23 protein-coding genes are annotated in these 21,273 nt (G+C 62.8%); 16 read left to right on the top strand and 7 right to left on the bottom strand.

Annotation, left to right across the window (positions count from 1 at the left end):
* The first annotated feature begins 13 nt into the window (after positions 1-13).
* From prsK to ACZ0BA_RS08710, 4 genes are read left to right on the top strand one after another with little or no spacing between them, the layout of a single operon-like run.
* On the top strand, positions 14-2,068 hold the full coding sequence (gene prsK / locus ACZ0BA_RS08725) for an XrtA/PEP-CTERM system histidine kinase PrsK (protein ID WP_463450893.1): 2,055 nt from the start codon (positions 14-16) through the stop codon (positions 2,066-2,068).
* 18 nt (positions 2,069-2,086) lie between these two features.
* Entirely contained in the window at positions 2,087-3,439 is a 1,353-nt protein-coding gene (prsR, locus tag ACZ0BA_RS08720; protein ID WP_463450892.1) for a PEP-CTERM-box response regulator transcription factor, read from the top strand.
* Positions 3,440-3,495: 56 nt separating this feature from the next.
* Positions 3,496-5,235 (top strand): S8 family serine peptidase, encoded by a 1,740-nt coding sequence (locus tag ACZ0BA_RS08715; protein ID WP_463450891.1) that lies wholly within the window; start codon positions 3,496-3,498, stop codon positions 5,233-5,235.
* Positions 5,236-5,238: 3 nt separating this feature from the next.
* Positions 5,239-5,502: a hypothetical protein gene (locus ACZ0BA_RS08710; RefSeq protein WP_463450890.1), complete on the top strand. Its 264-nt coding sequence runs from the start codon at positions 5,239-5,241 to the stop codon at positions 5,500-5,502.
* 4 nt (positions 5,503-5,506) lie between these two features.
* On the opposite strand, the gene ACZ0BA_RS08705 is transcribed toward ACZ0BA_RS08710, so the two are convergent.
* The 4 genes from ACZ0BA_RS08705 to ygfZ form a co-directional block, all read right to left on the bottom strand.
* The gene (locus ACZ0BA_RS08705) at positions 5,507-5,893 is read right to left on the bottom strand and encodes a VOC family protein (protein ID WP_463450889.1); all 387 of its coding nucleotides are present in this window, start codon (positions 5,891-5,893) and stop codon (positions 5,507-5,509) included.
* Positions 5,894-5,956: 63 nt separating this feature from the next.
* A complete protein-coding gene (locus ACZ0BA_RS08700) occupies positions 5,957-6,700 on the bottom strand; it encodes an NRDE family protein (RefSeq protein WP_463450888.1) in 744 nt (247 codons plus the stop codon).
* Positions 6,691-6,978 carry a DUF4936 family protein gene (locus ACZ0BA_RS08695; RefSeq protein ID WP_463450887.1) on the bottom strand — a complete coding sequence of 96 codons (288 nt, stop codon included), beginning with the start codon at positions 6,976-6,978 and terminating at the stop codon, positions 6,691-6,693. The genes ACZ0BA_RS08700 and ACZ0BA_RS08695 overlap by 10 nt, the downstream gene beginning before the upstream one ends.
* A 1-nt stretch (position 6,979) precedes the next feature.
* Entirely contained in the window at positions 6,980-7,996 is a 1,017-nt protein-coding gene (gene ygfZ / locus ACZ0BA_RS08690; RefSeq protein ID WP_463450886.1) for a CAF17-like 4Fe-4S cluster assembly/insertion protein YgfZ, read from the bottom strand.
* A 163-nt stretch (positions 7,997-8,159) separates the two neighbouring features.
* Here ygfZ and mltG point away from each other — a divergent pair, with 163 nt between their 5' ends.
* From mltG to ACZ0BA_RS08660, 6 genes are all read left to right on the top strand, one after another.
* A complete protein-coding gene (gene mltG / locus ACZ0BA_RS08685; RefSeq protein ID WP_463450885.1) occupies positions 8,160-9,149 on the top strand; it encodes an endolytic transglycosylase MltG in 990 nt (329 codons plus the stop codon).
* A 7-nt stretch (positions 9,150-9,156) separates the two neighbouring features.
* Positions 9,157-9,789 carry a dTMP kinase gene (tmk, locus tag ACZ0BA_RS08680; protein WP_463450884.1) on the top strand — a complete coding sequence of 211 codons (633 nt, stop codon included), beginning with the start codon at positions 9,157-9,159 and terminating at the stop codon, positions 9,787-9,789.
* Between the two features lie 33 nt (positions 9,790-9,822).
* Positions 9,823-10,860: a DNA polymerase III subunit delta' gene (locus ACZ0BA_RS08675; protein WP_463450883.1), complete on the top strand. Its 1,038-nt coding sequence runs from the start codon at positions 9,823-9,825 to the stop codon at positions 10,858-10,860.
* Positions 10,861-10,870: 10 nt separating this feature from the next.
* Positions 10,871-11,251, top strand: coding sequence for a PilZ domain-containing protein (locus ACZ0BA_RS08670; RefSeq protein ID WP_463450882.1), 381 nt, complete (start codon positions 10,871-10,873; stop codon positions 11,249-11,251).
* Positions 11,252-11,320: 69 nt separating this feature from the next.
* Positions 11,321-12,100 (top strand): TatD family hydrolase, encoded by a 780-nt coding sequence (locus ACZ0BA_RS08665; RefSeq protein WP_463450881.1) that lies wholly within the window; start codon positions 11,321-11,323, stop codon positions 12,098-12,100.
* A 7-nt stretch (positions 12,101-12,107) separates the two neighbouring features.
* On the top strand, positions 12,108-12,785 hold the full coding sequence (locus ACZ0BA_RS08660) for an ankyrin repeat domain-containing protein (RefSeq protein ID WP_463450880.1): 678 nt from the start codon (positions 12,108-12,110) through the stop codon (positions 12,783-12,785).
* A 61-nt stretch (positions 12,786-12,846) separates the two neighbouring features.
* On the opposite strand, the gene ACZ0BA_RS08655 is transcribed toward ACZ0BA_RS08660, so the two are convergent.
* Positions 12,847-13,668 (bottom strand): alpha/beta fold hydrolase, encoded by an 822-nt coding sequence (locus ACZ0BA_RS08655; RefSeq protein ID WP_463450879.1) that lies wholly within the window; start codon positions 13,666-13,668, stop codon positions 12,847-12,849.
* A gap of 185 nt (positions 13,669-13,853) precedes the next feature.
* Here ACZ0BA_RS08655 and ACZ0BA_RS08650 point away from each other — a divergent pair, with 185 nt between their 5' ends.
* From ACZ0BA_RS08650 to ACZ0BA_RS08640, 3 genes are all read left to right on the top strand, one after another.
* Positions 13,854-14,777 (top strand): methyltransferase domain-containing protein, encoded by a 924-nt coding sequence (locus tag ACZ0BA_RS08650; RefSeq protein WP_463450878.1) that lies wholly within the window; start codon positions 13,854-13,856, stop codon positions 14,775-14,777.
* A gap of 64 nt (positions 14,778-14,841) precedes the next feature.
* Positions 14,842-15,090 carry a hypothetical protein gene (locus ACZ0BA_RS08645; RefSeq protein ID WP_463450877.1) on the top strand — a complete coding sequence of 83 codons (249 nt, stop codon included), beginning with the start codon at positions 14,842-14,844 and terminating at the stop codon, positions 15,088-15,090.
* Positions 15,091-15,246: 156 nt separating this feature from the next.
* Positions 15,247-15,447, top strand: a complete 201-nt coding sequence (locus tag ACZ0BA_RS08640) for a hypothetical protein (protein ID WP_090318760.1) — start codon at positions 15,247-15,249, stop codon at positions 15,445-15,447.
* A gap of 23 nt (positions 15,448-15,470) precedes the next feature.
* On the opposite strand, the gene ACZ0BA_RS08635 is transcribed toward ACZ0BA_RS08640, so the two are convergent.
* Positions 15,471-16,571 carry a phospholipase A gene (locus tag ACZ0BA_RS08635; RefSeq protein WP_463454729.1) on the bottom strand — a complete coding sequence of 367 codons (1,101 nt, stop codon included), beginning with the start codon at positions 16,569-16,571 and terminating at the stop codon, positions 15,471-15,473.
* A 210-nt stretch (positions 16,572-16,781) separates the two neighbouring features.
* Here ACZ0BA_RS08635 and fusA point away from each other — a divergent pair, with 210 nt between their 5' ends.
* Positions 16,782-18,893: an elongation factor G gene (gene fusA / locus ACZ0BA_RS08630; protein ID WP_463450876.1), complete on the top strand. Its 2,112-nt coding sequence runs from the start codon at positions 16,782-16,784 to the stop codon at positions 18,891-18,893.
* A 49-nt stretch (positions 18,894-18,942) separates the two neighbouring features.
* Here the strand turns inward: fusA and ACZ0BA_RS08625 are convergent, their stop codons facing one another.
* Complete coding sequence (locus tag ACZ0BA_RS08625) at positions 18,943-19,449, bottom strand: hypothetical protein (RefSeq protein ID WP_463450875.1); 507 nt, start codon at positions 19,447-19,449, stop codon at positions 18,943-18,945.
* Between the two features lie 130 nt (positions 19,450-19,579).
* Here ACZ0BA_RS08625 and ACZ0BA_RS08620 point away from each other — a divergent pair, with 130 nt between their 5' ends.
* The gene (locus ACZ0BA_RS08620) at positions 19,580-19,732 is read left to right on the top strand and encodes a hypothetical protein (protein ID WP_463450874.1); all 153 of its coding nucleotides are present in this window, start codon (positions 19,580-19,582) and stop codon (positions 19,730-19,732) included.
* A 97-nt stretch (positions 19,733-19,829) separates the two neighbouring features.
* Entirely contained in the window at positions 19,830-21,227 is a 1,398-nt protein-coding gene (locus ACZ0BA_RS08615; protein WP_463450873.1) for a DUF2799 domain-containing protein, read from the top strand.
* Positions 21,228-21,273 lie beyond the last annotated feature (46 nt).

Raw genomic sequence — 21,273 nt, 5'->3', positions numbered from 1 at the left:
TGATGGGGGCGTGATGCACGGTCGCATAGACAGCCTCAGTTACGGATTGGCGGCGCTCGCGTTCCTGGCGCTGGCGGGATTGTTGTTGGGCGGCTGGAGCCTGCGCCGCCACGCCGGCGCGCTGCTGTTGGCGTGCCTGTGCTGCAGCGCCTGGGCCGCGCTGATCGCCGCCGACGCGGCCGGGCTGTCGCTTGCCGGGCGCTGGATCGATGTCATGGAAGTGGCGCGCGACGCCGCCTGCAGTTTTTTCATGCTGCGCCTGCTTGGCTACCCGCGTGCCGACGCCCGTTGGCGCTGGGTCGCTTATTGCGTCGGCTATGGCGCCGCACTGCTGCTGGCGCTGCTGCCGGGATGGCGGCTGGCAGAGGCGGAAGGGCTGGCGCTGGCGACGCTGCTGGCTACCCGTACCGTCATGGCGGTGGCCGGCATGGTGCTGGTCGAACAGCTGTATCGCCAGAAGGACGCGCAAAGCCAGTGGGCCGTCAAGTACGCCTGCCTGGGCATCGGCGGCATCTTCGCCTACGATTTTTACCTGTACTGCGATGCGATGCTGGTGCGCCGCGTCAGCGCCGACATCTGGGCCGCGCGCGGCGTGGTCAACGCGCTGACGGTGCCGCTGATCGCGGTGGCGGTGGCCCGCAGCGCCTCGTGGCCGAGCGGCATGCTGCTGTCGCGCCAGGCGATGTTCCATTCCGCCGCGCTGCTGGGATCGGCCGCCTACGTGCTGGCGATGGGCGGCGTTGGCTATTATTTGCGTTATGTCGGCGGCAACTGGGGCGGTTTGATACAGGTCGGCTTCCTGTTCGGCGCCATGCTGCTGCTGGCCGGCGTGCTGTTTTCCGGCACCTTCCGCTCGCGCCTCAAGGTTTTTATCAGCAAGCATTTCTACCGCTACGACTACGACTACCGCGAGGAATGGCTGGGCTTTACGCGCAAGCTGTCGCAGCAGACCCCGGGGCCGGCCGAACGCGCCATCGAAGCGGTGGCGCAGCTGGTGGAAAGTCCCGGCGGCGCGCTGTGGATCTGGCGCGACGGCGAGCGTTTCGCCTTGTCCGCGCACCGCCAGATGACCGTGCCGGCGGCAGCGGCGGGCGGCGGTGCGCAAGACGAGGATGCCGCCTTCTGCCAGTCGGTCGAGCGCAACCAGTGGGTGATCGATCTGGGCGAGCCGTTGCAGCGGGCATCGGTGCCGGCGTGGCTGGCCGGCTTGCCGCGCGCCCGGCTGGTGGTGCCGTTGATGTTGCAGGACCGTTTGTTCGGCGTGTTGCTGCTTCAGCAGCCGCGCAGCGCGTTGCGCCTGAACTGGGAGGTGATCGACTTGCTGAAAGTGGCCGCCAGCCAGGTCGCCAGCTATCTGGCGCTGCAGGAAACCACCACCGCGTTAATGACCGCACGCCAGTTCGAGTCGTTCCACCGCATGTCGACCTTCATCGTGCACGACCTGAAAAACCTGGTAGCGCAACTGTCGCTGATGATCCCCAACGCCAAACTGCATCTGGACAATCCGGAATTTCAGCAGGACATGCTCGACACGGTCGAACACGGCGTGCAGAAAATGAAGCTGATGCTGCAAAAACTGCAACGCAGCGACGCGCCGGAAGCGGCGAGCCCGATAGAGCTGGCTCCGCTGCTCGCGCAAATGGTGGCCTTGCGCGGCAGCGCCTTGCCCAAGCCGGTGTTGCGCTGTGACGAGCCAGACCTTTGCGTGATGGCGGCGCACGGGCGCCTGGAACGGGTGCTCGGCCATCTGCTGCAAAACGCCGTCGAGGCCACGCCGCACGACGGCCAGGTGGCGCTGCGTCTGCGCCGCGAAGGTGACGACGTGCTTATCGAGATCAGCGACACCGGGCAGGGCATGACGCCCGAGTTCGTCCGCGAACGCCTGTTCAAGCCATTCGAGTCGACCAAGGCGGCGGGCATGGGCATCGGCGCCTTCGAGAGCCGCGAATATGTCGCCGAACTGGGCGGCCGGCTGGAGGTGCACAGCGAACTGCGGCGCGGCACCACCTTCCGCGTGGTGCTGCCCGGCTGGCGCGCGGCCGATATTCCCGTAATCCAAGCGGCCTGAACGCCAGAGAGGTAGTACATGGCCAACAAAGCCAAATTATTGATCATCGAGGACGACGTCGGGCTGCAAAAGCAGCTGCGCTGGAGCCTCGATCACTACGACATCGCGCTGGCGGACAACCGGTCCAGCGCGCTGGCGCAGCTGCGACGGCACGAGCCGGCCGTGGTGACGATGGACCTCGGCCTGCCGCCCGATCCGGACGGCGCCACGGAAGGACTGGCAACGTTGCGTGAGATCCTGGCGCTGGCGCCGGACACCAAGGTCATCGTCCTGACAGGCAACCAGGATCACGCCCACGCGCTGAGCGCGATCGCCGCCGGCGCCTACGATTTCCACCAGAAGCCGGTCGATCCGGGCGTGCTCGGCCTGGTGTTGCAGCGCGCTTTTTATCTGCACGGCCTGCAGCAGGAAAACGTGCGCATGCGCGAGGTGCAAACCACCTCGGCGCTCAGTACCGTCATCAGCCGCGCGCCGGGAATGCAAAAGGTCTGCCGCAATATCGAGAAAGTGGCGCCAACGTCGGCCACCGTGATGCTGCTGGGCGAAAGCGGCACCGGCAAGGAAGTGCTGGCGCGCGGCCTGCATCAACTGAGCCCGCGCGCCAACCAGCGTTTCATGGCCATCAACTGCGCGGCAATACCGGAACACCTGCTCGAGAGCGAGTTGTTCGGCTACGAGAAGGGCGCCTTTACCGGCGCCGCCAAGCAGACCAAGGGCAAGGTCGAGATGGCGCAGGGCGGCACTTTCTTCCTCGACGAAATCGGCGATCTGCCGATGGCTTTGCAGGCCAAACTGCTGCGCTTCCTGCAGCAGCGCGTCATCGAGCGGGTCGGCGGGCACGAGGAGATCGCCGTCGATGTGCGGGTGGTGTGCGCGACACACCAGGATCTGAAGCAGCTGATCGCGCAGGGCCGCTTCCGCGAGGATTTATATTACCGCTTGTCCGAGATCGTGATTCCGATTCCGCCGCTGCGCGAGCGTAGCGGTGACGCCACTTTGTTGGCTTATCATTTCCGCAACCTGTTTTGTGCGCAGGAGGGCCGCAGCCGCATCGAGTTCAGCCAGCAGGCGCTGGCGGCGGTCGAGGCCTGGCAATGGCCGGGCAATGTGCGCGAGATGGAAAACTGCATCAAGCGCGCCGTTATCATGGCCGACGGGCCGCAGATCGTCGCCGAGGATCTGGGGCTGGAGGCGCCCGGCGAGGCGGCCGACGACTTCAACCTGCGCCAGGTGCGCGACCGCGCCGAGCGTGAAGCCATCGTGCGCGCGCTGGTGCGTTGCGAGAACAATATCCTGCGCACCGCCGAATTGCTGGGGGTCAGCCGGCCCACACTGTACGACCTGATGAACCGGCACGCGATCGATGCTTAATCCGGCTATGTTGTACAGTATGTCCTATCTTTAACATATTGAAGACAGGGCGAAACATGGCGAGCAAATCGAAGGCCGCGGTCGGCGGCAAAACCAAGATGTCGGCTGGTCTGGCCGTGTTACTGGCATCCAGCGACGCCGGCCAGGTCGCGGGCGCGCGGACGTTGCTGCCGGTCACAAAAGGTGTGCCGAACCTGTCGCCGGTCTACCATGTGCTGGTGCGTTGCAGCGATCCGCAGGTCAAATCGATTGCCGGCATCAAGCTGTCGAAAGGCTCTGGCGAGGTGATGACGGCGTTGGTGCCGGCGTCCAAGTTGATGGAGTTTGCGCTGGATGAGAAGGTGATACGCGTGTCGGCGCCAAGGCGGCTGCGCCCGCTGATGGACATCGCCGGACCGCTGGTCGGCGCCCCGCAATATAGTACCGAGAACAACGTCTCCGGCAAGGACGTGATCGTCGGCGTGGTCGATACCGGCATCGATGTCAAGCATCCGGCGTTTGCCGGCCGTGTGTTGAAGATATGGGACCAGGAAATCGCCGGTGAGGGGCCGGGCACCGGCTATAGCAAGCTCGGCCGCGTGCTGACCGGCGCCACGATGGATGCCAGCGCCGATATGCATGGTCACGGAACCCATGTGGTGGGCATCGCCAGCGGGGCGATCGCGCCGTACAGCGGCATCGCCGGCGGCGCCGAGCTGATCATCGTCAAGACCAATTTCCAGAACAGCGCCATCGTCGAAGGCGTGCGCTGGATCTTCGACGAGGCCAGGAAGCTTGGGCGTCCGTGTGTCGTCAACCTCAGTTTGGGCGGGCACTTCGACGGCCACGACGGCGAGGACGACACCAGCGTCGGCATCAGCGATGAATGCGGCCCGGGCCGGCTGGTGGTGGCGGCGGCCGGCAACGAGGGCGGCGATGCGATCCACGCGCGGCAGACCGTCAAGTCCGCGCAGGCCGTGCGCTTCGAGATCAAAGTGCAGCCCAAGCGGTCCGCGCAGTCGGCGCCGTGGTTCCTGATCAACGGCTGGTACTCGGGAAAAACCAAATGCGAGGTCCGGGTCATCAGCTCGACCGGTGCGGCGACTCCGTGGCAGGGTTTGCTCGATACCGATCCGGCCGCAAAGACCACCATGCTGGGCACCGATCAGGTAGTGGTTTCCACGCCCGACTCCCCCGCGCCGGGCGGCGATCGGCAATTTCTGGTGGAGGTGTCCGGGCAGGGCGCGGTGCAGGGCGGCGCTTGGAAGGTGGAGGTGCGGCGCAAGTCCGGCGCGGCGACCGACGTCGATGTCTGGTTGCTCAGTGATCAGGAACGCTATGGCTCGGCCGAGCTGGTCGCGCCGGTATTCGATACGCTGATCGGCTCGCCGGGTTCCGGCCAGGAAGTCGTCACGGTCGCGTCCTATACTTCGCGCAACCAGTGGGTCGACATCTCCGGCGCGCCGCAATCGGTGGGTCTGGCGCCGGACACGGTCTCCGAATTCAGCAGCCCGGGTCCGCTGCGCGGCGGCGCCCTGAAGCCGGACGTGACAGCGCCCGGCGCCATGATCGCGTCGTGCCTGTCGTCGGCGTCGAGCGTCGAGAAAAACGATGTGATCGCCCAGGGCTACCGCGTGATGGCGGGCACCAGCATGGCCTCGCCTGTGGTGACGGGTTTGCTGGCGCTGTTCCTGGAATCAAACCCGAAGGCGACGCCGGCGCAAGCGAAGGCGTGGCTGAAAAAGAATTCGGCCGTGCCCGATGCGGCTGCCGGCGCCCATGATATAAAGTGGGGCTATGGCCTGGTCAAGGTGTAGATCATGAACGGTAACAAGTTCGACGCCGCCCTCAGCCTGGCGCTGGTGCGGCCACCACAGGGCAATGTCGACGTCTCGGTGCGGCTGCGGTCGCCCCTGACGGACGACGAGGTGGGCGCTTTTCAGCAGCTGGGCTGCGCGGACGCGGATACCGGGCGCAGGGTGCTGTTCGCCTGCCTGCCGCCCGACGCGTTGAGCGCGTTGGCGCAACATGACAAGGTCGCGCAACTGTCTTTGGTGCAGAAGCTGGCGCCCAATATCAAATAATTCGTTATTGTCCGGCCGGGGGTTGCCAGAGTTCGACTTTGTTGCCCTCCGGGTCGACAACCCAGCCGAATTTGCCATATTCCGAGTCATCGGTGTTTTCCAGTACATGGCAACCTTCGTCGCGCAGCGCCTGGAGCAGCGCGGCCAGGTCATCGACCCGGTAGTTGATCATGAAGGACGAGGCGCTCGGAGCGAAGTTGTTGTCGCCGGCCGCGCCGATCGACCAGATGGTGGAGCCGTTGGCCGGCGCGTCCGCGCCGTCTGCCCAGTTGAACGAGGCGCCGCCCCAGGCTTGGACGTCGATGCCCAGGTGCCGCCGGTACCAGTCGCGCAGTGCAGCCGGGTCCTTTGCGTGGAAGAAGATGCCGCCGATGCCGGTAACACGTTTCATGGAGTTCCCCTGTCCTTAGGTTTCTGCTAACTCTAGCACAGCCTGGGGAATGTACAACCTGAACTACTGAATCAACATTTCGTGCAAGGTGGCTTGATCGTCGGCGTATAGCTTGACGACGGTCGAGGTGCGCGTGCCATAGCTGGGGCTCTCGATGCGTACCGCCGACAGCATGCGCTCGAGGTCCAGGGGTACGCCTGTTTCCGGCAGGCGCTGGTCCGGCGCCGGCGCGGTGTCGGCCAGCATTTCGAAAAACGCATCGTCCGGTGCGCCCAGGCACAGCAAACTGGCGAATTGCGCTTTGGTCTTGACCACCTTCGGCCACGGCGCGTCGAGCAGCGCGTTCGAGAGCCCATAGACGCCTGGCTCGAGCGGCTTGCCGTTGCGCGGGTCGTCGTCGCCCCGGTTGGAGAACCAGATCAGGGTGTCGCGGTCGCCCAGCACCAGGTTAAAGCCGTTGTAGGCGCCGGCGCCTTCGCGGATGGCGTCGACATATTCCTGCGGCGTCATGCAGCCGGCCAGGAAATCGGCCACCAGGCGTCCGCGCGAGGGCGCGTCGTCGCGGTGCTCGGACGGCGCGCGGATATTGGTGATGGCGGCGAAGCGGGCCGCGCCGCCGCATTCGGTCGGCTGCGTGATGCCCATCCAGCTGCCACCGGCCTGCAGGTCGCGGCCGGCGTAAATTTGCGGATGCTCCGGCCACGGGGCCGCCGGCGCGGTGGCGCGCTGATAAAACTCATCGCGGTTGGCCGCAGCCACCAGCGGGACCGCCGGAATGACCCGCCAGGCAAATACAATCAAACACATGGGACTAAATCCGTAAAAACTTCGGTGTGGCGCGCGCCGCTGGTCCACGCGGACAAGCCGGCTTGTTCGACCGCGTTCAGCAATGTGTCCGCGAAGCCGGCCGGCGTGGCGGCGTAAACTTCCATCCACGTCTGCAAGCCGTCCCTCGCTTCGGGCCGGCGCTTGAGCTGGCAGGCGACGCCGTGCCGACGCGACAGTTCTGCCTGCATCGAGACGACCGCCCCCTGCAAGGAAGCCGCGTCGGCGTCCTTGACCTGGTAATAAATATAGAGATCCATGCTAGAGGTCGAGCGGGTCCAGCACGTACGGCATGTCGAGGAAGGCCAGGGCCGGGCCCTGCGCCGAGCCGAGGCGGACCGAGGCCGCTTCGATCGCGGCCAGCTTCATTTCCACCAGCGCATCGACGCCACCACTGCCGTTGGCCGCGGCGTTGACGATCATGCCGCATGGCTGCTCGGGGTCGGCCGTGGCGAACACTTCGGCGCCGGCGGCGGCGCTTGGATCGGGGATGCTGACCAGCGTGGTACGGCGCTTGAGCTTGCCGAGGTACTGGCTGCGGGCGACAATTTCCTGCCCCGGGTAGCAACCTTTTTTAAAGTTGACGCCGCCCAGCAGCTCCAGATTGACCATCTGCGGGACGAACTGCTCCTGTGTGGCTTTGGCGATCTGCGGGATGCCGGCGTGGATTTCCGACAGGTGCCAGGCCTGGTTGCCACCGACGGTCAGGCGCCCGGCCAGTTCCGCCGCGACCGTTTGCGCGACCTCGGCCGACAGCAGCCACTGGTAGCGCGCGGCGCCAAAGGCGTCGGCCACGCGGATCAGTGTGCCCAGCGGATGATCGACTTTGGCGAACGGTTTGGCGGGCAGCGTGTCGAACCACGTTTGCAGCACGGCTTCGGCCAGGCCGCCGCCCAGGCCGAGGACGACCTCGTTGGCGGGCGCGCCGGTGGCGTCGCTGAGTTTGGCTTTGGCGCGCAAAACGAACATCGACAGCCGTTTCTGCACAGCGACCTGAATGTCGCGCGATAATTGCAGGAAGATAGTCGTATCGTTGCGCCACATCAGGAACGAGGCCAATAAACGGCCCTTCGGCGAGCAGTAACCCGCCAGACGCGCTTCGCCGAGGCCGAGATGCTCGACGTCATTGGTGAGTTGGTTGTGCAGGAAACTGGCCGCTTCTTCCCCGTCCAGCGCGATCAAGCCCTGGTCCGTGATGGGCGCGACAAAGCCGACCGCCAGAGCGGTGGGCGTCAGCGGGGCGGCCGGCTGTGCTAAAAGTTCATTCCAAGAAGACATAATTTCCAATAGTTTGACGATTAAAGCATTATCATTACGGGCTCATTATAGTGATGTCCCGAAGATCGCGTCGGATGCCGTGCAAAACGCGGTGCTGGCGGTCTGGTCCGAGAAGTGGCAAGCTGTACCCGTTTTCAGTTGACTCTACAATCCGGCTCGAACAATGGCATTTATCAAAAAAATAATTACACTTTGCGTTCTCCTGGCAATCGCCGGCGGCGGCTACTTCATGTACTGGTCGCAGGCGCCGATCATCGTCGGCGACGTCGAACCGATACCGTTCACCATCATTCCGGGCAGCGGCGCCCACGCGGCCGGCGAGCAGATCTCCGACGCCGGCATTCCGATGGGGCCCTTGCTGTTCAACCTGCTGGCGCGCGTGACCAACAAAAGCGGCCGCCTGAAGGCCGGTTCCTACGAGCTCAAGCCCGGCACCACGCCGCTCAAGCTGATCGACCAGCTGGTGCGCGGCGAGTTCGCGCAGGAGCAGCTGACCATCATCGAAGGCTGGACCTTCCGCCAGATGCGCGCGGCGATCGCCGCCCATCGCGGCCTCAAGCACGACACCTCCGCGCTGAGCGATCAGGAAGTGATGAACGCCATCGCCTCCGAATACAAGCAGCCCGAGGGATTGTTCTTCCCGGACACGTATTTATTCGCCAAGGGCGCCAGCGACTTGCAGATCTACCGCCAGGCCCACACGATGATGCTCAACCGCCTGGCCTCGGCGTGGGAAAAGCGCGATCCGGCGCTGCCCTACAAGAACCCGTACGAGGCGCTGACGATGGCGTCCATCGTCGAGAAGGAGACCGGGCAAAAGTCCGAGCGCAACATGATCGCCGCCGTGTTCGTCAACCGGCTGCGGATCGGCATGATGCTGCAGACCGATCCGACCGTCATCTACGGCATGGGCGCCAAGTTCGAGGGCAACATCCGTAAAAAGGATCTGGAGACGGACACCCCGTACAATACCTATACGCGCAACGGCCTGCCGCCGACGCCGATCGCCTTGCCGGGCGTGCAGTCGCTGGCGGCCGCGCTGGCGCCGGCCAAGTCCCAGGCGCTGTACTTCGTCGCCCGCGGCAACGGCACCAGCAAATTTTCCGATAATCTGACCGACCACAACCGGGCAGTGAATCAGTATCAACGTTAAGAACCACATGACTCAACACAGCGCCACGCAGCACAGCGGCAAATTCATCACCTTCGAGGGCATAGACGGGGCCGGCAAGTCGACCCACATCGCGTTCGTCGGGGAGTACATCAAGTCGCGCGGCATTCCGCTGGTCAGCTCGCGCGAGCCGGGTGGCACGCCGCTGGGCGAAACGTTGCGCGAGCTGGTGCTGCATGAAAAAATGCATCTGGAAACCGAGGCGTTGCTGATGTTCGCCAGCCGCCGCGAGCATATCGCGCAGGTCATCGCGCCGGCGCTGGCCGAGGGCGCCTGGGTGATTTCCGACCGTTTCACCGACGCCAGCTTTGCCTACCAGGGCGGCGGGCGCGGCATGGATCTGGCCAAGCTGGAGGCGCTGGAGCAATGGGTGCATCCGCATCTGCAACCGGACCTGACGTTGCTGTTCGACGTGCCGCTGGAGGTGGCGCGCGCCCGGCTCGACGCCACCCGGTCGCTCGACAAGTTCGAGCAGGAGAAGGCCGATTTCTTTGCCGCCACGCGCAACGAGTATCTGCGTCGCGCGACCGAGTTCCCGGAGCGCTTCCGTGTCATCGATTCGACGCAATCGATCGCCGAGATTCAGTTGCAGATCGGCGCAATACTTGATGATCTACTTTAAACGTAACACCTAAGTATCTGTATCTAAAGACTAATGAGTAATACCATCTACCCGTGGCAAGAATCGTCGTGGACCCAGCTGCAACAGCTGCGCGAACGTATGCCGCACGCCATTCTGTTCCACGGCGCCGCCGGCATCGGCAAGTCCGACTTCATCGAGAGCTTCGCCCAAGGCCTGCTGTGCGAAGCGGTGCTGCCCGACGGCCATGCCTGTGGCCAGTGCGCCTCGTGCGGCTGGTTCGCCCAGCAAAATCATCCGGACTACCGCCGCGTGCGGCCGGAGGCGCTGGAGGATGAACCGTCCGCCGAAGGTGGCGAGGAAGGCGAGGCCGACACCAAGAAGTCCGCCAAGTCGACCAAGGCGCCGTCCAAGGAAATCAAGATCGAGCAAATCCGCAATCTGGCCGATTTCATGAATATCTCGACCCACCGCCAGGGGCTGCGGGTGGTGGTGCTGTATCCGGCCGAGGCGCTCAATATGCCGGCCTCGAACGCCTTGCTGAAGACGCTGGAAGAGCCGCCTCCGGGCACGGTGTTCCTGCTCGCCTCAAACAGCCTCGACCGCCTGCTGCCGACGATCCTGTCGCGTTGCCGCAAGTTCGCGCTGCCAATGCCGAGCCACGCCGAGGCGTTGGCCTGGCTCAAGGCCCAAGGCGTGGCCGACGCCGACAGCTGGCTGCGCGAGCAGGGCGGCGCGCCGCTAGCGGCGATGGCGCAGGCCGAGACGGGTAACCGCGACGATCTGGAAACGCTGCTGCAACTGCTGGCAAGGCCGAGCGTGGAAGGCGCATTGAAAGTGGCCGATAAACTTCAAAAAGTCCCGCTGAGCGCGCAGGTGTCTTGGCTGCAACGCTGGCTTTATGATTTGTTTTCCTACAAACTGGCAGGTAACATCCGTTACTATCCGCGCTACCAGAAAGAGCTGGCGGGGCTGGCGGACAAGGTCCATGTCAGCAAGCTGCTGGCGGCGATCAAGGGCGCCAACGAGCGCCGCGCGACGTCTGACCATCCGCTATCGCCCAAGCTGTTTTTGGAGGATATGTTGCTTGACTATACCTCCTGCGTTGCCTGAAAGGTAATCCATGTCCGCTGCCGGCCCCGTCGACCCGAACACCGCGCCCATTGCGCGGCCGACGGTGTTGTCGCTGGCAATCAAGGAAAAGGCGGCGCTGTATGCCGCCTACATGCCATTCCTCAAGAACGGCGGCATGTTCGTGCCGACCTCCAAGCCGTACAAGCTGGGCGACGAGATCTACTTGATCCTTGCCCTGATGGACGACCCCAACAAGTATCCGATCGCCGGCAAGGTGGCCTGGATCACGCCGCCTGGCGCGCACAACAACAAGGCGCAGGGCATCGGCGTGCATTTTCCCGACGACGAAAGCGGACAGCGCGCCCGGCTGCGGATCGAGGAAATCCTCGGCGCCGCCTTGCGGTCGTCGCGCGCCACGCATACCTTGTAAGTTTCGTTTTCAGCGGCGTTGCGCGTCCCTGACGCAGTGGGCTGGCCCCGTCCGGGGTACAATATCGGCATGTTTATCGACTCCCATTGCCATATCAATTTCCCCGAGCTGGCCGCTCGCATGCCCGAGATCCTGGCCAAGATGGCCGACAACAAGGTGACCCACGCGCTGTGCGTGTCGGTCGACTTGCCGGATTTCCCCCAAGTGTTGGCGCTGGCCAAGGAATACCCGCATATCTACGCGTCGGTCGGCGTGCACCCCGATTACGAGGATACGCCCGAGCCCAGTGTCGAACAGCTGGTCGAGCTGTCCGACCACCCGAAGATCATCGCCATCGGCGAGGCGGGCCTGGATTATTTCCGTCTGCAGGGCGACCTGGAATGGCAGCGCGAGCGCTTTCGCACTCACATCAAAGCTTCAAGAGTCACGCGTAAGCCATTGATTATTCACACCCGAGCGGCCAGCGAGGACACTATCCGCATCATGCGCGAAGAGGGCGCAGGCACCGAGGCGGGCGGCGTTGCCGGCGTTATGCACTGCTTCACCGAATCGCTGGAAGTGGCGCGAGCGGCGATCGACATGGGCTTCTACATTTCGTTCTCGGGCATCGTCACCTTCAAAAGTGCCAAGGACTTGCAGGCCGTCGCGCTGGAGCTGCCGCTGGAGCGTATCCTGATCGAGACCGATTCGCCGTATCTGGCGCCGATGCCGCACCGTGGCAAGATGAACGAGCCCGGTTTTGTCGCCCACGTGGGCGAATATATCGCCAAGCTGAAAGGCATCCCGGTCGAGCAGGTGGCGGAGCAGACGTCCGCCAACTTCTTCAAACTATTCAACGTGGTAGCGTGAGGACTTAATGTCGATTCTATCGCTTTCCCGGCGCCGTCTTTTGCTTGCCCTGGCCGCCTTCGCGTTGGTGTCGCCGGCCTTCGCCGACCAACAGTCCGACGACGAGGTCGATTTTTTCCGCGCCGTTCAGGTGGACTACGTGGCCGGCGTGAAGAAGGTGTTGGCGCGTGGTCTCAACCCCAACGTGCGCGACCCCAGCGGCGAGACCGGGCTGATTCTGGCGATGCGCCACGAAGCGATCAAGGTCGCCACCTTGCTTATGGATCAGCCAGGCATCGACCTGGAAGCGAAGGCGCCCAACGGCAACACCGCGTTGATGATGGCGGCGTTCCGCCAGAACAAGGCCGTGGTGCTGGATATGATCAAGCGCGGCGCGCACGTCAATCAAAAGGGCTGGACGGCACTGCATTACGCGGCCACCGCAGGCAGCGTCGAGATCACCAATATCCTGCTGGAGCAACATGCTTACATCGACGCCGAATCGCCATCCGGCATGACACCGCTGATGATGGCCGCGCGCGAAGGCAAGGAAGAGGTGGTGGAATTACTGTTAAAGCAGGGCGCGGACGCCACGCTGAGAGATCGCGGCTTCAAGCTTACCGCCTCCGAGTTTGCCACCAAGGCGGACAAGCCTTGGATCGCCAAGACCATCGACGCCTTTTTGGCGGCCAAGGGCAAACGCTAGCGTTTCGCTGTATCAGGGAAAGAGCCGAGGGTCGTAGACCCAGCGTTTGAGGGTGGTTGCCCTAGGCGCCAGATGGCCTGTGTTGTAATACGCGGTCAAGGTAGCGGGTGATGACTTCCCCGCTGGCCGACGGCGCGCTCAAATGTGGACAGTGGCCGATATTGTCGATCGCCCTGAGCGTACTGTGCGCCAGGTGTTTGTGCAGATATTCACCCACCTCGCGCGGGGCGATCAGGTCGTCGCTGCATTGCAGGATCAGCGCGGGCACGGTCGACTTCTCAACGTCGGCGCGGTGGTCGGCGGTGAAGGTCACCCGTCCGAAGTGCTTGGCGATCTCGCGGTTGTTCGATTGCAGACGCCCCAGTAGTTCCCTGGCCAGCGCCGGTTGCGCCGGCGCGCCCATGATGGCCGGCGCCATCGTCCTGGTCCACTCCAGGTAATTGTCGTCCATCATTTTCAGCAAGTCGCCGATCTCCTCGCGGTTGTAACCGCCCACGTAGTCGTCGTCGTTGATGAAGCTCGGCGAGGGCCCGATCATGACCTGGGCGGCAAATTTTTCCGGGGCCTCGATGGTCGCCAGCATGCCGATCATGGCACTCACCGAGTGACCGACAAAGACCACCGGTCCGACCGCGAATTCATCGATTATCTCTAGCATGTCGGCGGCGTGGCCGTGCAAGGTGCAGTATTTGTCGCGGTCGTAGGCAGACAGGTCCGAGCCGCCGCTGCCGACCAGGTCGACCAGGATCACTTGATAGCGCTCGGCAAAGGCGGGATACAAAAATCGCCACATCGTCTGGTCGCAGCCATAACCGTGTACCAGCATCAGTGTGTAGCGTCCGTCGCCGTGGCAATGAACGTTGTTGCGTCCTTGAATGGACATGGCTAACTTTCCCGTTGAGTGTCGCTATAATTAAATTGAATACGAGTTATGATAACTTTTTTCGCGGAAAACCAGAACTGGCAGGGGTTTCCTATTTAGCTCGCCACTTTGCAAGCGAACAATTCTAACGATAATGGGTTCACCGTATTGCACCAAAGCACAATGCGCAACAACCAAGGACAACCATGCTGAACGAACGCGAAATCGAAAGCTGCTATCTGGGGCAATTCATTCCAGTCCACTACCATCACAATATGTTGATGGACCAGAACCGTATGCACGGTTTCAAGTCGGCCATCGATTACGCGGTCAAGCCCGGCGCCAAGGTGCTCGAACTGGGCGGCGGCACCGGCGTGCTGTCCTGGTTCGCGGCGGCCAAGGCTGAGAAAGTCTATTGCGTCGAGTTTAATCCGGACATGGTGAAAGAGGCGCGCAAGATGCTCGCGCTCAATCCCAACGGCGAGAAGGTCGAAGTCGTGCATGCGGATGCGTTCGAGTATCTGCCGCCGGAGCCGGTCGATGTCGTCATTTGCGAAATGATCCACGTCGCCATGCTGCGCGAAAAGCAGGTCGAGGTGATCGAATCGTTCAAGCGCCGCTACCTGGAGCGCTTCGGCGGCCCGCTGCCGGTGTTCCTGCCGGAAGCGGTGATCATGGCCGTGCAGCCGGTGCAGCAGGAATATGACTTCGAGGGCTTTTATGCCCCGATCGTCCAGTTTCAGGAGACCAATGTGGTTTATCCTGGCACGGTGGAGGCGGCGCAGCCGGCCGTCTACAGCATCATCGACTTCAACCAGCCCAACGAGCTGGCCTATGCATGGCAGGGCAAGTTCGTCATCGAAAAAGCGGGCGAGATCAGCGCCTTGCGCTTCGTGACCAAAAACGTGCTGGCCGTGGTGGCCGAGCGCTCGACCACCATCGACTGGCTGAACCATTACATGACGTTGCCGCTGGCGACGCCTGTCAACGCTAAACAGGGCGACGTGCTGCAGGTGAGCTTCCAGTACCGCGCGGGCGGCTCGATCCCGTCGCTGCAGGCGGCGATACGCGCCGATATCCTGCACGATGCCGTCACTCAGCCGGCCGCGGCGATCCCGGCCTACGCTTAAAAAGGCTACACGAAGGTCGTTCTGCAGCGTATATTTCGTCTTTTACCGAAAGAGATTCAGAAATATGGAACAGAACGACCAGCGCTACCTCATCCAGCAAAACAAGATCGCCGACGGCGAGAGCAAACCTCCCGTGTTTGCCAAAGTCATGCGCAGCAAAGAAGGCGCCTTCGAGGGCGTATCCTTCATCAAGTCCAAGGAAAAAGCCTCGATCCTCACGATCGAGCAGGCCAACGAGGCGATCGCCTGGGCCGGCAAGAAGAAACCCAACGCCCACGAGTACGTGACCAAGATCATCTGCCTGGGCCAGTAGATCGCCGTTTTCTCTCCCTTTTGTCGACCGTTTATCCCCGAATTCCGGCGATTGATCGCGTTTAAACGCAGTTGGTCGCAAGGGAATTGCCCGCCTCGCCACCCCGTTCTACAGTGACAGCATTGACAATTGCATCACTGGATCGGAGGGCGTCTCATGCTGAGTTTTGTGCTGTGGCTGGTTCTGCTGTTTCTTTGCTGGCCGCTGGCGTTGCTGGCGCTGCTGCTGTATCCGGTGTTCTGGCTGCTGACATTGCCGTTCAGGCTGATCGGGATAGGCGTGGAGGGGGTGTTCGAATTGCTGCGCGCCGTGGTGCTGCTACCGGCGCGCATCCTGCGCGGCTCGCCAGGCCGCTGATAGGGCCTGGAGGTGAAATACCTTTAGAAATCGACCTTGAAGCCGCCGCCGATGGATTTTTGCGCGTAGTTATAGTCGATCAAACTTTGGCCGTAACCGGTGAAGACCTGCACGTAGCCCTTCAGGTTGGCCGACACCGGGAACGCCCAGCCGGCCTGCAGACCGCCGTGGTTGGTGTGGAAATTGCGCCGCGCGGTGACCGACAATTCATGGCCGTCGAAACGATAGGAAGCGTTCAAATCGCCATGGCCGAGGTAGTCGGTGATGTCGATGTTGTCGTTGTCCGAGCGGGCATTGTCCAGCCGGTGCCACAGGCGGAAATTGACGGCGAAATTGCCTTTTTCGGCGCCGACCTGCGCGTACACGCGGTTCCAGCTGCGCGACAGGGTCGAGGTCTGGCCGTTCGACTGGTGCACCAGGCCCATGGTCAGGAAGCGCACGTCGACGCCGCCCAGGTTCAGCGCCAGCGGCGTGGTCAGCATCAGCTCGGGCTGGTAGTTGGTTTCGCGGAACGGGCTCGATTCCGAGCGGTTATACGCCTGCCAGAAGCTCTCCTGCGTGTAGCCGAACCACAGATCGACCGGCCAGCCGAAGGCTTGCTCGATCATTTTCATCTTGAAGCTAAGCTGGTACATCAACTCGACGTGCTTGGACTTGAGTCCGTCGGGCGAAAATTCCTGGAACGGCGTATCGTTGTTACTGGTGCTGTAATTCGCCAATAACAAATAGTTGTCGCGGTGCGGGCGGAAGTTGAACACGCCGCGCTTGGCCGAGCGGTCCAGTTCCCACCATTGGACCATGCGCGAGACCTTGTCCTGCGGTGGGATGGTGGTCAGCTCGGCGACCTTGGCGGGGATCGCCGCGTCGGCCGGTGCGGCAGGAGGCTCGGCGGGCTGCGTGCTGGCCGGCGCCGTCGCCTTGCCGGCCAGCAGGTCGTTGCCCGGATCGGGCACGCCGACGGCCGCGCCGCCGGCTGCCTGCTTGGTCGGCGTGGTGCGCGCCAGGCCGTCGTAACAGGCCAGGCGGGCGCTGGCGTCACCCAGCACCGAGCAACGTTCGACGCGCAATTCGAGATCGGCGCTCGGGGGCGGCGCGGCCTGGGCTAAAGCGAGAGCCGGCCCCATGCCTAAGGAGAGGAAGAGGGTGGTTTTACGTCGGAAGATCATGCATTTATTCCAGGTGAGATGTAAGCTTGCAGTTTAGTACAGAGACTACATTACTTGCCGCTAGGTATGTCGCACATTAGGAAAATTTTAAGGACTTGATTTCGGCAACTATCGCCGCACTTGAGACTACCAAGGCTTAAAGACACATCGTGTTCAAGGAGATTTGTGATGACCCGCAAGACCCCCATCGAGCGTTACCGCAACATTGGTATCAGCGCGCACATCGACGCTGGCAAGACCACCACGACGGAGCGCATCCTGTTTTATACCGGCGTCAATCACAAGATCGGCGAGGTGCACAATGGCGCCGCGACGATGGACTGGATGGAGCAGGAGCAGGAACGCGGGATCACCATCACCTCGGCCGCCACCACCGCCTTCTGGAAAGGCATGGCCGGCAATTTCGCCGAGCACCGCATCAACATCATCGACACGCCGGGCCACGTCGACTTCACGATTGAAGTCGAGCGCTCGATGCGCGTGCTCGACGGCGCCGTCATGGTGTATGACGCGGTCGGCGGCGTGCAGCCGCAATCGGAAACCGTATGGCGCCAGGCCAACAAGTACAAAGTGCCGCGCATCGCCTTCGTCAACAAGATGGACCGCGTCGGCGCGGACTTCTTCCGCGTGCGCGAGCAGGTCGCCAACCGCCTCAAGGGCGTGGCCGTGCCGATCCAGATTCCGCTCGGCGCCGAGGATAACTTCCATGGCGTCGTCGATCTGGTGAAAATGCGCGCCATCAACTGGGACGACGAGAGCCTGGGCGTCAAGTTCACGTACGAGGACATTCCCGCCGACTTGCAGGCGCTGGCCCAGGAGTGGCACGACAAGATGGTCGAAGCCGCCGCCGAAGGCACGCCCGAGCTGCTGGAGAAGTACCTGGACGGCGGGGTGCTGACCGAGGAAGAGATCAAGACCGGGCTGCGCCTGCGCACCATCCGCAACGAGATCGTGCCGATGCTCGCCGGTAGCGCGTTCAAGAATCGCGGCGTGCAAGCGATGCTGGACGCGGTCGTCGAATACCTGCCGTCGCCGCTGGACGTGCCGGCGATCGCCGGCACCGACGAGGACGACAATCCGATCGAGCGGCATCCGAGCGACACCGATCCGTTCTCGGCGCTGGCCTTCAAGATCATGACCGATCCGTTTGTCGGCCAGCTGACGTTCTTCCGCGTGTATTCGGGCGTGGTCAATTCCGGCGACACGGTCTACAACCCGACCAAGAGCCAGAAGGAGCGCCTGGGCCGCATCCTGCAGATGCACGCCAACGAGCGCAAAGAGATCAAGGAAGTGTACGCGGGCGACATCGCCGCCGCCGTCGGCTTGAAAGGCGTGACGACCGGCGACACGCTGAGTTCGCCCGACCATGTGATCGTGCTGGAAAAGATGATTTTCCCGGAACCGGTGATCTCGCAGGCGGTCGAACCAAAGACCAAGGCCGATCAGGAAAAGATGGGCATCGCGCTCAACCGGCTGGCGCAGGAGGATCCGTCCTTCCGCGTGCACACGGACGAGGAATCGGGCCAGACCATCATGTCCGGCATGGGCGAGCTGCACCTGGAGATTCTGGTCGACCGAATGCGGCGCGAGTTCAGCGTCGAGGCAACGGTGGGCAAGCCGCAGGTGGCTTACCGCGAGACCATCCAGAAGGCCGCCAGCGATGTCGAAGGCAAGTTCGTCAAGCAGTCCGGCGGACGGGGGCAATATGGCCACGTGGTGCTGACCCTGGAGCCGATGGAGCCGGGCAAGGGCTACGAGTTCGTCGACGCCATCAAGGGCGGCGTGGTGCCGCGCGAGTACATTCCCGCCGTCGACAAGGGCGTGCAGGAAACCTTGCGCAGCGGCGTGCTGGCCGGCTATCCGGTGGTGGACGTCAAGGTGACGTTGACCTTCGGTTCGTACCACGACGTCGACTCGAACGAAAACGCCTTCCGCATGGCCGGCTCGATGGCGTTCAAGGATGGCATGAAGCGGGCCGACCCGGTGCTGCTGGAGCCGATGATGCAGGTCGAGGTAGAGACGCCGGAAGAGTTCATGGGCAACGCCATGGGCGACCTGACGGCGCGGCGCGGCATGGTGCAGGGCATGGACGAGATTCCCGGCGGCGGCGGCAAGATCATCCGCGCGCTGGTGCCGCTGGCGGAAATGTTTGGCTACTCGACGACGTTACGTTCGCTCACGCAGGGGCGCGCCACGTACACGATGGAGTTCAAGCATTACGCGGCCGTGCCCAAGCACATCCTCGACCAGATCGCCGTGTCGTCGAAGTCGCGGCATTGATTTGACAAGCGCGGCAGTCCGTCATCGATGGCGGACTACCGCGGTTTTTTTAGTCGAATACCTTCAATTTGAGCTGGATCGACAGCGCGCCATACAACCGGTCTTTGTACTTCGGCACAAAGGCGACGTTCACCCCCACGCTTTTATATTCGAAACTGGCGGTCGGTATCACCGCCGGAAACCAGCCGCCGTCGCGCATCTTCGGATAGCCGTTAAACCCGCCCACCACCGCGCCCAGCCGCACCGGCCCGACCTTGAACGGTTGATAATACACGCCGATGTAGTTCGAATAAGCGCGGTCGCTGTTATAAAACCGCCCGGCGGTGGCCGACGCCACAGTCGAAAACCGGTACTCCGCCCCCAGGCCCGGATTGCTGTCGTTCAGATCCCTGTCGCGGTCGAAGTGATACGAATAGAAACCGCCATTTAGCCACACTTCCTTCAGCGGCGCCGACTCGATGGTCTCGAAGGTGTCGGCCGCAGCCGCTCCCGACAGGCAAGCCAACAACGGCAGCAGCACGCCGGCCGCGATGGAATTACGCAAACGCTTGATCATCCGAAGCTTTCTTCATTGTTGTTGAGTACGCAGGATTATAGCGAATGATTGCTTTCCGCTTGATCTGGATTAGAAGTAAAACATTCCACCAGAGCAAAATGATTGTTCCATACTCAACAAGGGGAGCATCATGAACCGTTTCAATCTAATGACTTACACCGCCGCCCTGGCACTGGCGATGTGCGCATGCGTGTCGACGTCCAAATGCGGTGCGGCCGGCACGGCGCGCCAGCACATCTCAATCATCTCCACGCCCTCTATCGGAAACCTCGTCAAATCGTGATGCGCAAGCCACGGTCGGTCCGCACGTGGATTGAAGATTATCATCCGTGTAACTTTTGGATTTATAATCTCGCGGCTAAAACTTTTTTGTGTACCTCATGATCTCTATCGCCCGCCTGCTGCCGCTGATGCTTGTTTTGCCCCTGGTGCTGGGAGGTTGTGGCGCTTCGATGAAGCAGCGCATCGAAGCTTGCAAGACCGGAGATTGGAACCAGATCGGCAGGACCGACGGCCTTGACGGTGCACCGCCCACGTTCGCCGACCGCAAGGACTTCTGCGACGATCACGGCGACGAGAAAAAGCCCGCCACCGCCGATGCCGGCGCGCGCTACACGGCTGGTTGGGAGCAGGGCAACCGGGAGATGTGGTCGGCCGTGGGCGCCATCGACGGCGCCAAGGGTTTGCAGCAGTCGCAGTACGCGGTGCGCGCGGCCGGTGAGGAAGTCCGCAAGCGCAAGACGCCATTGAACCAGGCAGCCTACGACGAAGGCTGGTTGCGGGGGAACTCGCAGTATTGGGAAGATATCGGCAAGCGCGAAGGCACCGAAGGCCTGCCGCTGACGAAGAAGGACGACAGCCGCGCACGCGCCGCAAGCGCGCAACTGCGCTTCGACGAAGCGGCATATACCAACGGCTGGCACGCCGGCAACCGCGCCTTCTGGCAGGACGCAGGTTTCACCGACGCCCGCAACGGCACGCCGGACAGCCACTTCCGCGACCGCGCTACGGCCGCGCGCGACGCCGGGGTGCAGGTGCAGGAGGAAGTGTATCGCATGGCGTGGAACGCGGAAATCGTCAACTACTGGCGCAACCTCGGCGCGCAGGATGCCGTCAGCGGCAAGGAGTTCGGCACGCGCGGCAAGGAGGCCCGTCAAAGGGGTTTGAAGGTGTTCGAGTCCGAATACCGCAAGGCTTGGGAAAATCGTCTGGACAGCCATTGGCGCCAGGCGGGCCTTGAGGACGGCTACGGAAAACCGTTCATGCTCGAGGAGCGCATGGCCAGCGCATCGCGCGACGGCGTGTTTGTCATTCCATCGACGCGCGACATGTACACGAAGGCGTGGGAAGAGCAGAACGCCAAATACTGCGTGCCGGACAATGCCTTCGAACGCGGTCGCGCCAACACCGGCATGGCGGTGGAAGTATGTCGCGGCGAGTTGCGCAACCAGTTAAAGCGCGCCTACGTCAGCGGCCAGGATTTCGAAGTGGCGTCGATGAAGCGCGCGCAGGCGCTCAGCGACGTCAGCGATCTGGAAAGTCGATTGTACGACGCCAACCGGCGGCTCGGACGCCTGGAGCGCGATATACGTGGCGCGCAAGATGCCAAGGACCGCCAGGTCAATGACGAGTCCAAGAAACAGGACCGCCGCCGCGAGCAGGAGCGGCGCGAGCTGATCGACTTTATTCGCCGTTTGGAGTGGCAGCTGGACGAGGCGCGACGCTGGGTCGAGCGTCACGACATGCAAATGCAGCGCCTGCGCCGCGAGATATACTGAGCCTCGCGTGATGGGGCTGGAGGCTTCCGCGTCAATCTAAACTAGG

This window comes from Duganella sp. AC917 (genome assembly GCF_979258245.1).
This window is presented reverse-complemented; position numbering and strand designations above follow the sequence as displayed.